Raw genomic sequence first — 14,355 nt, forward strand, 5'->3', positions numbered from 1 at the left:
GGGTAGAGATGGTGCGAAGGATCAGCCCTTGACGGCGCCGATCATGATTCCCTTGGTGAAATAGCGCGCCACGAACGGGTAGATGAGCAGCACCGGCACACTGGCCACGACGATCAGCGAGTACTTGAGCAGATCGGCCAGTTGCTGCCGTTGGAGGACGACGGACGCGTCGATCGCGCCGCCGCTGTAGGTGTTCAGGATCAGGATGTTGCGCAGCACGATCTGCAGCGGGAACAGGTCGGGGTTCTTCAGGTAGATCAGCGCGTCGAAGTAGGAGTTCCACTGGTAGATCGCGTACATCAGCGCGATGACGGCGATCATCGGCTTGGCCAGCGGGATCACCACCGACCACAGGAACCGCAGGTCGCCGCAGCCGTCCAACTGCGATGCCTCGACCAGCTCCTCGGGGATCACGGTGCGGAAGTACGTCCGCGCGATGATCACCTGCCAGACCCCGATGGCCTGGGGGACGATCAGTGCCCACCGGGTGTCCAGCAGTCCGACCTGCTGGACCACCAGGTACGTCGGGATCAGCCCGCCGGTGAACAGCATCGTGAACAGGATCAGGCTCATCACCAGGTTCCGCCCGACGAGCGTACGGCGCGACATCGGATAGGCGATCGCGATCGTCATCACGACACTGACGACCGTGCCGACCACCGTGTAGAACAACGAGTTGGCGTAGCCCTGGATGATCTGCGGATTCTCGAACACCGCCTTGTATCCGCGCAGCGAGAACTCCACCGGCCAGAAGAGCACCCGGCCGGACGACACCGCCTCGGGACTGCTGAACGAACTCGCCACGATGTAGATCAGCGGCAGCAGAACGACAGCCAGGAACACCGTAAGCAGCAGGTAGACACAGAGCATGAACACCCGGTCCGTGCGCGAATCCCGGATCCGCCGCGAACGCGCCGCCCGGCGTTCGGTCCGCTTGCTCGGCATCGTTCGTACTTCGCTCTGGACGCTCATGACCACAGTCCGTTTCCGGTGATCCGCTTGGCGATCGTGTTGACCGCCAGCAGCAGGACCAGGTTGATGACGGAGTTGAACAGACCGACGGCGGTGGCCAGGCTGAAGTCGGCGTTCAGCAGTCCGGTCTTGTACACGTAGGTGGCGATGATCTCGGATTCGCTGAGATTCAGCGGGTTCTGCAGCAGGAACGCCTTCTCGAAGCCGATCGCCATGATGTTGCCGACAGCAAGGACCAGGATGATCACCGCGGTCGGCATGATGCCTGGCAGATCCACGTGCCGGATCCGCTGCAGCCGGGTCGCGCCGTCGATCTTGGCCGACTCGTGCAACGCCGGGTCGACCCCGGCCAGCGCCGCGAGGTAGATCACCGCCGAGTATCCGGTGGTCTGCCAGACGTCCGACCAGACGTAGATGTGCCGGAAGTAGTCCGGGTTGCCGAGGAAGTCGATCGCCGGCACGCCGAAGAATCCGATGGCATCGTTGACGAGGCCCAGCCGCGGCGACAGCATCAGGATCGTCATCGACACCACGACCACCGTCGAGATGAAGTACGGCGCGTACGTCACCAGCTGGACCGTCTTCTTGAACAGCCCCATGCGGACCTCGTTCAGCGCCAGCGCCAGGATGATCGCGAGCGGGAAACTCGCCGCGACCGTGTACACCGACAGCAGGAACGTGTTCTTCACCAGCGTCCAGAACACCGGGTTGGCGAAGAAGAGCTCGAAGTTCTGCCAGCCGATCCACGGACTGCCCCAGATGCCCCTGACCACGTTGTAGTTCTTGAACGCGAGCACGGCGTTGGCCATCGGGATGTACTTGAACACCGCGAACCACACCAGCGGCACGGTCATCAACAGATACAGCGTCCAGTGCCGCTGCAGACTTCGACGCAGACCGACCATGGTGGTGCGTTCACGCCGCCGGCGTCGACGCTGCGGGGCCGGCGCTTCGCCGACGGGCGGCGGGATGCTTGTCAGGACTGCCATCAGGTTCTCCTCCTCCCTCGGGCCCGGTCAGCTCAGGCTGAGACGGTGGGCTGTGCGGGCTGTCAACTGGACGCCGATCCGCTCGTCGCCGAAGCGGACCACGCGCTCCTGGTCCCGATCCGCGGTGAGCACCACGTCGATGCAGTCCGCGCTCCAGTCGATGTCGACCGTGACGCCGCCGCGGGCGCGGAGACCCGTCACCCGGCCGGTAGGCCAGTCGTCCGGCCGGGCCGGCAGCACCTCGATCTCGCCGGTGTGGCTCTGCAGCAGCATCTCCGCGATGCCCGCGGTCGCACCGAAGTTGCCGTCGATCTGGAACGGCGGATGGGCGCAGAACAGGTTCGGGTAGACACCCGCGCCACTGCCCACGTAGTCCGTCGACGTGTCGTCCGCCGGGCTCAGGAACGCGCGCACCAGCCGATGCGCCGCGACCGCGTCGCGCAGCCGGGCCCGCAGATTGATCTTCCACGCCAGCGACCAGCCGGTGGCCCGATCGCCACGCAGGTCAAGCGTGCGTGCGGCCGCCGCCGCGAGGGCCGGGGTGCCGTCCGGAGTGATCGCATCGCCGGGGTGAAGGCCGGCCAGATGCGACATGTGCCGGTGGTGCGGGTCCTCCTCGGGCAGATCCGCGGCCCACTCCTGAAGTTGCCCACGGCTACCGATCGGCGGATCCGGGATCCGCTTGCGGGCCAGGACGAGGCGCTCGATCAGTGGATCGATCAACCCGAGGAGTCCGGCGGTCTGCACACACCGGTCGAACAGGTCCGCGATCAGCGCCAGGTCCATCGTCGCCGAGACGGTGACCGACGCGGGCTTGCCGTCATCGGCCAGGTAGTCGTTCTCCGGCGAGGTCGATGGCGACGTACCCAGACTCCCGTCCGGCAGCTCGACCAGCCAGTCGAGGCCGAATTCCGCGGCACCTCGCAGCACCGGCCAGGCACGGCCGAGGAAGTCCAGATCGCCAGTGAACGCGTAGTGATCCCACAGGTGGCGGACCAGCCAGGCACCGGCCATCGGCCAGTTGGACCACCGCGGGTCTCCCTCGACGGGAAGCGTCCAGCACCACGCGTCGGTGTTGTGATGAGCCGTCCAGCCACCGCAGCCGTACCGCTCCCCCGCCGTACGGCGACCTGCCTCGGCGAGGTGCCCGAGAAAGTCGAGCAGCGGCTCATGGCACTCGGACAGACTCGTCGTCTCGGCCGGCCAGTAGTTCATCTCGGTGTTGATGTTGACCGTGAAGTTGGAGCTCCAGGGCGGCCGGAGGATGTCGTTCCAGATCCCCTGCAGATTCGTCGGCAGCCCGCCGGGACGCGAGCTCGCGATCATCAGATAGCGCCCGTAGTTGAATACCAGTGCCGCCAGCGCGGGGTCATCGCCATGCTGGGTCAACCGCACGTCGGTCGGCAACTCCGCACACTCCGGAGGGCCCTCCAGCTCGAGTGCCGAGCGGCGGAACAATCCCTGGTGATCCTCGGTGTGCTCGGCGACAAGTTCGCCGTACTCACGGCCGAGCGCGGCGCGCACCTGTTCATCGGCGGCGGCCCAGCACTCCTCCGCCGTCCGGGTCGGCACGGCCGACGGGCCGTCGTACCCGGTCGCTGTGGAGAGGATCAGAATCAGCTCGCCGGCTCCCCGGATGGTAAGACCGGTCTCGTCGGCGGTCACCACGCCGTCGGTCCGCGCGCGCAGTGCGATCGCCGCCGACATCCCGCGATCCGGGCCATCGGAGTACCGGATCGGCTCCGGTACGTCGCGATGCGGCGGCGCGACATCGGCCGGCGCCTGCAGCAGCAGTCCGGCCCCGTCGCCGGCCACGTGTGGCCGCGAACGCAGCTGCGAGGCAAGCCTTGCGGTGACGCCTAGTGCACCGGGCTTCGACGCGGTCATCCGCAGGACCAGCACCCGGGCAGGTGCGCTCACGAACACTTCCTGCCGGACACCCACTTCCCCGATCTCGTACTCCGCCGACGCCGTCGCGGTGTCGAGATCGAGCCTCCTGCGGTACTGCGTCACCTCCCCGGCGGCCGGTGTGGAGCCGGCGACCGTCACGTCCAGCAGCAGATCGCCGAGCGGCAGATACGCCTGCGAGTAGCCGGAATGGAATCCACCGGCCAGCTCATGTGCGCGCCGGATGTCACCGCCGGCCAACGACGCGCGGACTGCCTGCACGGCCTCGGCTCCGATGGCGCCGAGCGGCTCCGACAGCAGCCGCGCCGTCTCCGGACCGCCGGACCAGCAGGTCTCGTCGTTCAGACCGATCCGGTCGGCTCCGACGCCGCCGAAGCACATCGCCCCGATCCGGCCATTGCCGGTCGGCAACGCCTCCAGCCAGGTTCCGGCGGGCCGGTCGTAGCTCAGCCGGGCTCCATCCGTCCGGTCCGAGCCCACCAGGTCGCTCATCCCAGGCACCTCCAGCGCGTGTGATGTGACGGTAATCATCATATGAATTCCGTGGATCGTAGCGCCGCGACGGCGGATGGTCCATACTGAAGCGCGTCTGGATGCCAAATCGTCTTATCTATCGGAGCACAGGGGGTCCCATGCCACGCATCACGTCGGTGGAGGTCGTCGACGTACGTTTCCCGACCTCGCTCACCCGCGACGGCTCCGACGCGATGAACAAGGACGGTGACTACTCGGCCGCGTACGTCGTCCTGCACACCGACGACCCGGAGCTGACGGGTCACGGCTTCACGTTCACGATCGGGCGCGGCAACGACCTGTGCGTCGCGGCGGCGGCACAACGCGGCCGGCCCCTGGTCGGGCGCGACGTCGACGTCCTCTGTGCCGACCTGGGTGGGATCTACCGGGAGCTGCAGTCGGACACCCAGCTGCGCTGGCTCGGGCCGGACAAGGGCGTCGTCCATCTCGCGCTGGCGGCGGTGATGAACGCGGTCTGGGATCTTGCCGCGCGCCGGGCCGGGAAGCCGTTGTGGCGGTTGCTCTGCGACATGTCACCCGAGGAGCTGGTCGACGCCGCGGATCTGAAGTACCTGTCCGACGTGCTGACCAGAGATGAGGCGATCGCGCTGCTGGCGGATCGGGAGGCCGGGCGCGGGCTGCGGATCAAGGAGCTGGAGGTCACTGGATATCCCTGCTACACCACGTCGGCGGGCTGGCTCGGATACTCCGACGACAAGCTGCGCCGGCTGTGTGAGGAAGCCGTTGCCTCCGGCTACAAACACGTGAAGCTCAAGGTCGGCTCGAGCCTGGCGGACGACATCCGCCGCTGCGGGATCGCCCGGGAGGTGATCGGTTCGGACGGTCATCTGATGATCGACGCCAACCAGGTCTGGGACGTGCCCGAGGCGATCGAGTGGGTCAAGGAGCTGGCGCGGTTCGAGCCGCTGTGGATCGAGGAGCCGACCAGTCCCGACGATGTCCTCGGCCATGCCGCCGTCCGCCAGGCGGTGGCCCCGATCGGCGTCGCGACCGGCGAACACGCGATGAACCGGGTGCTGTTCAAGCAGTTCTTCCAGGCCGGTGCGATCGACTTCTGTCAGCTCGACGCGGCCCGGCTGGGCAGCGTCAACGAGGTCCTCGCGGTGTACCTGATGGCGGCCAAGTTCGGCGTACCGGTGTGTCCGCATGCCGGCGGAGTCGGGCTGTGCGAGCTGGTCCAGCACCTGTCGATCTTCGACTACGTCGCGGTGTCGGCCAGCCTGGAGAACCGCGTCACCGAGTTCGTCGACCACCTGCACGAGCACTTCGTCGACCCGTGCATCGTCCGCGACGGTGCCTACGTGCTGCCCACGGCGCCCGGCTACAGCGCCGAGATGCGCAGGCCGTCACTCGCGACGTACACGTTCCCGACCGGGTCCTACTGGGCCACGCGAGACAGGGCGGAGCCAGTGGCATGACGGCTCGGGTCGGTGTTTCGCAGACTGACGTCGTCGTCCAAGGCATCAAGAAGCTGATCATCGACCGTGCGCTCCGGCCGGGTGACCGGCTGCCGATCGAGAAGGACCTCGCCGAGGCGCTGGGGGTCTCCCGCGGTCCGCTGCGCGAAGGCGTTCGCGCGCTGTCCATGATGGGTGTGCTGGAGACCCGGCAGGGCGACGGCACCTACGTCACCGCCCTCGACCCTTCGTTGCTACTGGCACCGATGGGGTTCGTGGTGGACCTGCAGGACCACAGCGGTGCGCGCCATCTGCACGCCGTACGACGAATGCTGGAGACTCAGGCCGCCGGACTGGCGGCGACCCGGATCAGCGACGAAAGGCTCGCCGCGGCAGACGAACTGCTGCGCCGAACCGAGGCCGACCTGACTGACGGCGTGCCGGACCACGAGGCCCTGATCGACAACGACATCGCGTTCCACCGCGTCATCGCCCAGGCATCGGGCAACCCGGTGCTCGCGGCCCTGATCGAGGCCCTCGGCGGACGGACCACCCGGGACCGGCTGTGGCGCTCGATCAGTCAGGAAGGCGCCGACGAAGCAACGCACGGCGAGCACCGGGCGATCCTCGACGCCCTGTCCGGTCGTGACCCCGACCGGGCTCGCATCCGCATGGCCGTCCACCTGTTCGGCGTCGAGGACTACCTCCGCCAACGACCACCCGACGACGACTCCATCCCCGATCTCTGAGGACTGCTCGATGCCCTTCCTGTGGCGCACTGCGAACCTGACCCTGACGTTCTGCCTCGACGACGGCCCGGTCCGGCTGGAATCCGTCCACTGGGATCCCGAGACCGCCACCGGTCCGGTCGACCAGCCGCTCGTGGAGGTGTCTGCGCTCGGTCATGGCCGCTCGGTCAGCACCTATCGCCACGTCGGCACGGTCCTCGGCCGGCGGCTGCGATACACGAGCCACGAAGCCACCGACACCAGCCTCCGCATCGTTCAGCAGGACACGGTGACGGGGCTTCAGATCACCAGTTTCTTCGAAGCGATGGACGGAGTACGCACCTGGACAGAGGCCCGGCTCACCGGCCCCGGCAGCCTCGAACTGACCAGCCTTTCATCGGTCGTCGTCGCGATCGACTCGGTCGACTTCGACCTGCTCTCCGGCGACAACGACTGGATGGCCGAGAGCCGGTGGTCCGCCAGGCCGCTGCGCGAGATCGGACTGCCCGACATCCAGCGCCCGCCGCACCACCCGCCACCACGCACCCTGCACGCAGTGACGAGTCGGGGCTCGTGGTCGACCGGCGAGCACCTTCCCACCGGTGTTCTGATCCGAGACGGGTACGCGCTCGGCTGGCAGATCGAGCACAACGGGCCTTGGCACTACGAGATCGGTGAGACCCCGCGTGGCGGCTACCTGATGCTCAGCGGACCGACCGATCAAGAGCACCAGTGGACGGCCACCATCACCGCGGACCGTGCGTTCACGACCGTCCCGGTGTCGCTCGTCGCGGCAGCTGACCGCGACAGCGCCTTTGCCGCCCTGACCCGGCAACGCCGTGCCATCCGGCAGCGCCGTCCCGCCGACGACAAGCTGCCGGTGATCTTCAACGACTACATGAACACTCTGATGGGTGACCCGACCACCAAGCGGTTGCTGCCGTTGATCGACGCCGCAGCCGCGGTCGGCGCGGAGTACTTCTGCATCGATGCCGGCTGGTACGCCGACGGCGACTGGTGGAGCACGGTCGGCGCGTGGCAGCCGTCCACCACCCGCTTCCCCGGCGGTCTCGGCGAGGTCATCGATCGCATCCACTCCCGCGGCATGGTGCCCGGGCTCTGGCTCGAACCCGAGGTGATCGGCGTCGACTCACCGCTGGCACAGGACCTGCCGGACGACGCCTTCCTCAGCCGACGCGGCATTCGAGTCGCAGAGAACGGGCGGCACCTGCTGGATCTCCGCAGCCCCGCAGCCCGCAGGCATCTCGACGACACGGTCGACCGGCTGGTGGCGGAGTACGGGATCGGGTTCTTCAAGCTGGACAACAACACCATGACCGGGCCAGGCACCGACTCCGACGGGCAATCACTCGGTCAAGGCCTGCTGGAGCACCAGCGAGCACTGCTCGACTGGCTGGACGGCGTCCAGGCCCGGCATCCCCGGCTGCTGCTCGAGAACTGCGGGTCCGGCGCGTTGCGGATGGACTACGCGATGCTCTCCCGCCTGCACCTGCAGTCGACCTCCGACCAGCAGGATCCCTTGCTCTACGCAACGATCGCCGCAGCGGCGCCCGCGTCCGTGCTGCCCGAGCAAGCAGGCAACTGGGCCTACCCCCAGACCGGGATGTCGCGCGAAGAATTCACCCTCTGCCTGGTCAACGGGATCCTCGGCCGGATGTACCTGTCCGGCCACCTGGACCAGATGACGCAGCCAGAGCTCGACCTGGTCCGCTCAGCTCTGGCCGCCCACCGAACTGTGCTGCCCCACCTACGCGAACTGGTCCCTTTCTGGCCGCTCGGCCTGCCCAGCTGGACCGACGAGTGGATGGCACTCGGCCTGGCCGGACCATCGACGTCGTACCTCACGGTATGGCACCGCTCTGCCGAACCCTCCCAGGTCGCCCTGCCCCTGCCTCGTTGTGAGGTCACGAGCCTCTTCCCGGCTCAACCCGACGGCTGGACCTACAACTGGAACAACAACACCCTGACCATCACGGCCACCACAGCAGAACCGTCCGCCCGCGTGATCGAACTCGTCGGACACCGCGTCGATCAGTTCGGCTGACTAGCGGCGGTTCGGTCGGACCACCTTCCACGCGAGCAGGCTTTGGGCGCAGTCGACCACGGTCTCGGCCGCGGGCCGGGACTGCCAACCGAGGACGGGCTTTGCCTTGCCCGTGGTGTGCCGGTTGCGCCGACCGAGCGAGACCACGATCGGGTCCTTACTCTGGCCCAGTCACCGGCCCGGGGCGCGGGTGACGACTTCCTGGACGATCCAGCCGTTGCCGTCCACGTCACTGAAAGACACGAAGGAGCCGTAGTCGGCCCGCTCCGGGTGCGGACCGGGGACCCGGTTCACGTCGCCGGCGTGATGGAAGACACCGTCGGCGTCGTGCCAGACGTCGCTGACGTCCGCTCCGCGCCCCACGAGCTCGTCCCGTGCCGCCTCGATGTCGGTGACCACCAGGTGTAGGCCCTGGACCGATCCCGGTTCGGCGGCCGATAGGCCCCTGCCGAAGATGATCGCGGCCTCCGAGCCAGGCGGGGTGACCTGGACGACACGGAAGTCGTCACCCACTGAGTAGTCGGCGTCCAGCCGGAAGCCGAACTGCTCGTAGAACGCCTTCGCCTTGTCCACATCGCCGACCGGGACGACGAATACCTCGAGCTTGAAGTCCATGGTGTGCTCCTTCTTCATTGCTTGGATGGGGTACGGGTGGGTGCTGCACGCGGACTTCGTTCACCGGTCGCGGGTGATGCTCACCGATTCCAGGTCGATCGTGATGGGTGCGAACTCCTGGTTCGCGACGTTGCCTTCGTCGCGCAGGTGCACCAGTCGGAGGGTGTAGAACAGGAAGCCGTCGAACTTCTTCGGGTTGTGCGTGTAGTGCGCGATCGGGCTTCCGGTCACGTCGGGCTGGTAGTCCATGCGCCGCTGCCGGAAGGTCTCGTCGTAGTAGAAGATTTGGCCAGGGTTGTGATTGGCGATGGCGTCCGGGAACGTGACGGCCAGCCGGCGCCAGGTCTGCCCGTCCTCGGTCCATGGGGCGATCTCCTGGGTCGTCACCTTCGGGTGGGCGAACACGAACGGTGCCGTCAGGTAGTTCCAGGTGGCCGCGATGGTGAAGTACGCGACCTGTACCGCGTCCCAGGGAGTCTCGTTCTCGTACGCCGGGAACGTCCCACGGGGGTTGTTCCGTCCGTCCACGAGCCGTCCGTCGCCTTCGCGGATCTCGACCCGCTCGGGTGATCCGGTGCTGACCTCCAGCGACGAGACACGGCCGGATCCGGTGAACGGCTCGAAGGTGATGGACTCGCGGCGCGGATCGAGGTTGACCGTCTGGTCGGCGTACACGTCCGGCCAGCCCTTCCAGCCCCAGAACGGGCCGCCCAAAGACAGTTGGGCGGTCAGGTGGTTCACCTGCGACCACTGGTCCAAGCCGCCGTGCGACTCCAGCACCTGCTTCAGCAGATCATTCATGGTCTTCACGTCCTAACGTGGTTGTCGTTGGTGCCTGATTTCGATCTGGTCGCTGCGGCCGGGTCGATGGAGGTCTCTCAGCTCTTCGTCCGTGCTGTCGCCTCATGACCTTGACGGTCTCTTGTTCGGTCGCACGGTCGAAGATCCGCAAGGTGGACAGGGAGTTCAGCGCGAGTGGGAGCACATCCAGCGCGCCGCTGGCGCGGACGATCTGCACGTTGCGGGGTGCGAGGGCATGCCAGACCTCGTCGTCGAAGAGGTCGGGGGGCGACCCGGCGAGCCGACCATGGCCAGCGCACGTCGTGCCCGCCGCGACCGTCGTCATCCCGGACCGCCTGCAGTGCTCGCCTGAGGGGCGCGGCCCCGGCGACGTAGCCGTCGGTGAACCGGACGGCCAGCCCGTCGAGCAGGAGATCGAGGGCTCGCGGCGCACCGACCGCTGGCGGCGCTCGACGCGCCGCCTCAGCGGCAGCCTTGAGCACGCCATCGCCGAACCGGCCGGCGATACTCGCTGCGCGGAGCGCCTCCAGGTACGTTTCACGAGCCAGATCGAGGTCGAGGCTCTCCAGACGTCGTGCCGCGTCGAGCAACAGCGGAACGGCGCTGATGCCGCGTCGTAGATCCAAGGCGATTTGCCCGTACAGCCGCTGCAGGATGGCGGCGTCGAACTCGCCGAGCGGGCCGGCAGCCGCGACCGCAAGCAAGGACATGGCAGGCTCCGGCACGCCGGACAGCCGCTTCGCCCGCGCCGCCGCGAGAGCTCGCCGCGCTCGCGCTCCCACATCAGGGGTCAGCCTCGCGGCATACTCCAGAAAGGCTGCGGCGGCCGCCAGCCCGCCGCGTGCCTGTGCTCTCGCCGCGGAGCGCTCGAGTTCAGCGGCGACATCCTCGTCCGCTGACAGGGTGCCGTGAGCGCGATGCCACGCCCGCCGGTCTGGATCGGTGGCGGATGCCAACGCCCGATGGGCGGTACGCCAGTCTTCGGCCGACGCCGCACGGTAGATCGCCGATCGCAGCAGCGAATGGCGGAATGCGGTCCGCGCACCGATCTCGATCAAGCCGTCCGCCTCCGCCGGGGTCACCGCCGCGAGTGGAATGCCGAGTTCGGTCGCCGCGCGCACGAGCAGGGCGGGGTCGCCGGTCGGCTCCGCTGCCGCCAGCAACAAGAATTCCCGCGTCAGTGCCGGCAACTGCCGGACGCGCGCGGTGAAGCCCTTCTCCAGCCGGCCGGCCAGAGTCCGCCCGCTCGGCAGGCCGAACCCGCCGGCAAGGTTCGGTGACTCGAGCAGCGCCAGCGGGTTACCGCGAGTCTCATCGAGGATCCGGTCGCGGACCCGCTCGTCGAGTGGCCCGTTGATCGCTGACGCGAGAAGTTCCCGCGCCGGGGCGTCGGCCAGACCGGTCAGCGGCAACGCCGGCAGCTGAGCCAGCTCGTCGAGGTCGGCCGTGTCGCGCTCGGAGAAGAGCAGGACGACGGACTCGGCCTTCAGCCGCCGAGCCACGAACGCCAGGACCTGCACCGAGGAATGATCCAGCCACCGCACGTCGTCGACGAGACAGAGAAGTGGCGCCTTCTCCGCGGCGTCGGACAGTAGCGTGAGGACGGCAAGTCCGACGACACGTCTACGACCAGCGCCTCTCGTCGCCTGGCCATCACCCGGAGCCCTCTGTCCGCACCACCACCCGTCCGCGACACCCGTCGCGCGCCGTGCCAGACCACCGCACAGCACGCTGACCTGGCACAGGCGCCAAGGTCGGTTTCCTCAGGCTTTGACCGCCGCGCTTCCGCCGGCGTCGCCGGCCTCCTTCTGGGCGGTGGCCAGTCGGTTGCGGGCCGTAGTGAATCGCTCCGGGGGCAACCCGTACAGCTCCACGACCGCGTCGACGTCCACGGCATCAGAGTGATGACGCTCAGTTGCCTTGGGCAACTCGTGGAGATTTCCGACGGGTCTCTCGTTGGAGCCCGGCTGCTACGTCTCGCAGCAGGGGTGATTTCTGTCGGTGGCGAGGCTGATCATCAAGGTATGGGTCAGGGTGGCCGGCAGACGGTCAGGCTGTCCGGAGGTTCCGGTCACGGCCAGGTCTTCTACGTCGAAGACTGGGAAGAGCGTCGTCGCGCCGCACAGCGAATGGGGCGGACCGCGGACGACATTCGTGGCTGGGCACTCGCCTACCGTCCCTCCGCCGACAACTCCGGCGTCTGGATCTGGGTCGGACCACACTCCCCCGGCCAGCGCACATGACGTCCCTCCGATGTCAGGTGTCGAAGGTCAGCAGGGGGCAGGTCGTAGAGGGCCAGGTCGCTTGGCCGAGACCAGGTTGGGTCGGTGACTTCGACGACGTACATCTCGGTGAAGAATTGGATCGTCGCACCGCGCAGGTGGCTGGTGTTACCGGAGGCGGAGTGGGTCCTGAGGCCTGCGGAGATGTGGAGGTGGGGGGGTACCTCCGAGGTTTCCTCGTCGCACGCCAGCGTTCCGCCGCCGAGGGCTTCGACGTACTCGAGGTGGGCTCGGTCGGTGAGGTCAATCGGTGCGGAGCACTGCTGGGTTGTCGACCTCGGCTGCGAGGACGGCGGCTGCGTCGGCCGCTGCTCGATCGCCACTGCGGCTGCGATGCAGGTAGGCGCGAGCCACGAGCTCACGCATCCCGGTTCGTGTCGCGAGAACCTCGAGATCGGCGGCCCACCGGGTCGCGTCTCCGCTGTGGCGTTCGATGGCGAGCGCACACAGTGCGTCGAGGCAGTAGCCTTCGACCCACAGCCAGGCGTCCGGCAGGCGAATGCAGCGCATGCGTGCCTCGGTGACCCAGCGCATCGCCGACTCCGTGTCTCCGCGGCGGTTGGCGACCAGTCCTTTCCCGCGTGCGGCGAGTCCCTCCCAGCACGGGTCACCGAGCTGGAGCGATAGAGCGTACGCATGGTCGTACGCCGAGGCCGCGGCGTCCGTGTTTCCCTCGGCCAGGTCGACGTCGGCGAGGAGTGACTCGGGGAGCGGGATGAAGGCAGTCCAGCGCAGTTGGCGCGCTCGGGCCAGGGCAGCCTCGAGGGCCTTCCGTGCGGGCACCAGCTCGCGGCGCAGGAGGTGGCTGCGACCGAGGAACGTCAGCGCCCAGGTCTCGACCGAGCCGACGTCGGCAGCCTGGGCGAGGCGCAACGCCTCACCTAGCTCGTGTTGGGCGTCGGTGTGCCGGCCGATGTCGGTCAACGCCACTCCTTGGATGGCGTGGGCCCAAGCTCGTTCGGCTGGGTCGTCGCCGGCCAGCGAGACGGCCCCGTGCAGCCAGCGTTGAGCCCTGTCATAGCGGCCGCGAAGGAGTTCGACATATCCAAGTTCGCGGTGTGCCTGCGCGGCCAGTGTGTCGTCCTCAGCGCGGCGGGCGACCTCGATGGCCTCCAGGAGTACGCCAGCGCCTTCGCCGTCGCGCCCGCGGACACCGTGCACGAGCGCCGAGCCGAGGGCGACGAGGGCCTTCGTTTGGAGGGCTGGGTCGTCGATCTGGTGCGCCTGCGCGACTGCCCGGCGTAGCGCGGCCACGGCGGCGTCGACCGCGCCGGCGTCCATCGCGGCGAGGCCGGTCTCCAGGCCCGCGGTCACGCTCGCGGTACTCGGCGGCTGCTCGCGTGCGTCGGGCAAGGGGCTCGGGTCGGCGGCGTCGAGGACCGCCTGTCCGGGATCCGTACCGAGTTCTCGGCGGAACAACGCGACGCACGAATCCCGCTGGCGTCGCGCTGCCGCCCGGTCACCCGCGGCGGCGTACGCGCGGATCAGCAACTCTTGGGCGTCCTCGTCGAGCGGGCTGGCGGAGACAACTCGAATGGCAAGCTCCAAGGCCCGTTCCGCGTCGCCGGCGGCGAGTTTGGCCCGCGCCGCCTCACGAAGCGCGTTCTCGGCGGCCGCCGAGAATCGCCGCCGCTCGGCCAGCAGCCACGCCTCGAACGCCGGGCTTGATGGGAACGCCATGCCTTCAAGGAGTTCGCGGCCCAGCCCAGGAACGCCGAGTGCCTGCACCCACGTTCCGGTCGTCAGGGCGCGTACGTCCACGAAGGTGCCCGGCGGAAGCCGAAGTTCCACCGGGCCGCCGATGATGGTGGTCTCTGGGCCCAAGAGTCGGCGCAGCTGGCTGAGGTTCCAGCTCAGCGCGTTGAGCGGGTCGTCGGCGTCCGAGAAGAGCAACTCAGCGAGCCACTCGCGGCTGGGCGCCGAAACGGTCGTGAGCAGATAGGCGAGAAGCGCCCACCCCTTGCGACCACGGGGCGCGGCGTGCGGTTCCCCGCCGCTGGTCACGTGCGGCTCGCCGAGCAGGTGGATCGCGAGTGTTCCCGGCACGTTCACAGTATCCGCCCG

At 68.2% G+C, this 14,355-nt stretch carries 13 protein-coding genes; 4 read left to right on the forward strand and 9 right to left on the reverse strand.

Going from position 1 to position 14,355, the window contains the following annotated elements; all coding sequences use genetic code 11:
- Positions 1-21: 21 nt before the first annotated feature.
- Genes ACGFIF_RS36585 through ACGFIF_RS36595 form a run of 3 tightly spaced genes read right to left on the reverse strand, consistent with a single transcriptional unit; the run spans position 22 to position 4,361 of the window.
- Positions 22-972, reverse strand: coding sequence for a carbohydrate ABC transporter permease (locus tag ACGFIF_RS36585; RefSeq protein ID WP_393160944.1), 951 nt, complete (start codon positions 970-972; stop codon positions 22-24).
- Entirely contained in the window at positions 969-1,961 is a 993-nt protein-coding gene (locus ACGFIF_RS36590) for an ABC transporter permease (RefSeq protein ID WP_393160946.1), read from the reverse strand. The genes ACGFIF_RS36585 and ACGFIF_RS36590 overlap by 4 nt, the downstream gene beginning before the upstream one ends.
- A 27-nt stretch (positions 1,962-1,988) precedes the next feature.
- Positions 1,989-4,361, reverse strand: a complete 2,373-nt coding sequence (locus ACGFIF_RS36595; protein ID WP_393160948.1) for a glycoside hydrolase N-terminal domain-containing protein — start codon at positions 4,359-4,361, stop codon at positions 1,989-1,991.
- 140 nt (positions 4,362-4,501) lie between these two features.
- Here ACGFIF_RS36595 and ACGFIF_RS36600 point away from each other — a divergent pair, with 140 nt between their 5' ends.
- Genes ACGFIF_RS36600 through ACGFIF_RS36610 form a run of 3 tightly spaced genes read left to right on the forward strand, consistent with a single transcriptional unit; the run spans position 4,502 to position 8,593 of the window.
- The gene (locus tag ACGFIF_RS36600) at positions 4,502-5,821 is read left to right on the forward strand and encodes an L-fuconate dehydratase (protein WP_393160950.1); all 1,320 of its coding nucleotides are present in this window, start codon (positions 4,502-4,504) and stop codon (positions 5,819-5,821) included.
- The gene (locus ACGFIF_RS36605; RefSeq protein ID WP_393160952.1) at positions 5,818-6,549 is read left to right on the forward strand and encodes a FadR/GntR family transcriptional regulator; all 732 of its coding nucleotides are present in this window, start codon (positions 5,818-5,820) and stop codon (positions 6,547-6,549) included. The genes ACGFIF_RS36600 and ACGFIF_RS36605 overlap by 4 nt, the downstream gene beginning before the upstream one ends.
- A gap of 10 nt (positions 6,550-6,559) precedes the next feature.
- The gene (locus ACGFIF_RS36610) at positions 6,560-8,593 is read left to right on the forward strand and encodes an alpha-galactosidase (RefSeq protein WP_393160954.1); all 2,034 of its coding nucleotides are present in this window, start codon (positions 6,560-6,562) and stop codon (positions 8,591-8,593) included.
- Here the strand turns inward: ACGFIF_RS36610 and ACGFIF_RS36615 are convergent, their stop codons facing one another.
- The 5 genes from ACGFIF_RS36615 to ACGFIF_RS36635 form a co-directional block, all read right to left on the reverse strand.
- Complete coding sequence (locus tag ACGFIF_RS36615) at positions 8,594-8,740, reverse strand: hypothetical protein (protein ID WP_393160956.1); 147 nt, start codon at positions 8,738-8,740, stop codon at positions 8,594-8,596. It lies immediately after the preceding gene.
- A gap of 24 nt (positions 8,741-8,764) precedes the next feature.
- A complete protein-coding gene (locus tag ACGFIF_RS36620; protein WP_393160958.1) occupies positions 8,765-9,208 on the reverse strand; it encodes a VOC family protein in 444 nt (147 codons plus the stop codon).
- A gap of 60 nt (positions 9,209-9,268) precedes the next feature.
- The gene (locus ACGFIF_RS36625; RefSeq protein WP_393160960.1) at positions 9,269-10,009 is read right to left on the reverse strand and encodes a hypothetical protein; all 741 of its coding nucleotides are present in this window, start codon (positions 10,007-10,009) and stop codon (positions 9,269-9,271) included.
- A 77-nt stretch (positions 10,010-10,086) separates the two neighbouring features.
- Entirely contained in the window at positions 10,087-11,529 is a 1,443-nt protein-coding gene (locus ACGFIF_RS36630; protein ID WP_393160962.1) for a hypothetical protein, read from the reverse strand.
- A 243-nt stretch (positions 11,530-11,772) separates the two neighbouring features.
- Positions 11,773-11,901, reverse strand: a complete 129-nt coding sequence (locus ACGFIF_RS36635) for a hypothetical protein (RefSeq protein ID WP_393160964.1) — start codon at positions 11,899-11,901, stop codon at positions 11,773-11,775.
- A gap of 132 nt (positions 11,902-12,033) precedes the next feature.
- Here ACGFIF_RS36635 and ACGFIF_RS36640 point away from each other — a divergent pair, with 132 nt between their 5' ends.
- Positions 12,034-12,252, forward strand: a complete 219-nt coding sequence (locus ACGFIF_RS36640; RefSeq protein ID WP_393160966.1) for a hypothetical protein — start codon at positions 12,034-12,036, stop codon at positions 12,250-12,252.
- Between the two features lie 282 nt (positions 12,253-12,534).
- Here ACGFIF_RS36640 and ACGFIF_RS36645 read toward each other — a convergent pair whose 3' ends face one another.
- Positions 12,535-14,337, reverse strand: coding sequence for a BTAD domain-containing putative transcriptional regulator (locus ACGFIF_RS36645; protein ID WP_393160968.1), 1,803 nt, complete (start codon positions 14,335-14,337; stop codon positions 12,535-12,537).
- Positions 14,338-14,355: the final 18 nt, after the last annotated feature.

The organism is Kribbella sp. NPDC049174 (assembly GCF_043197365.1).
In the GTDB taxonomy this organism is placed as follows: Bacteria; Actinomycetota; Actinomycetes; order Propionibacteriales; family Kribbellaceae; genus Kribbella.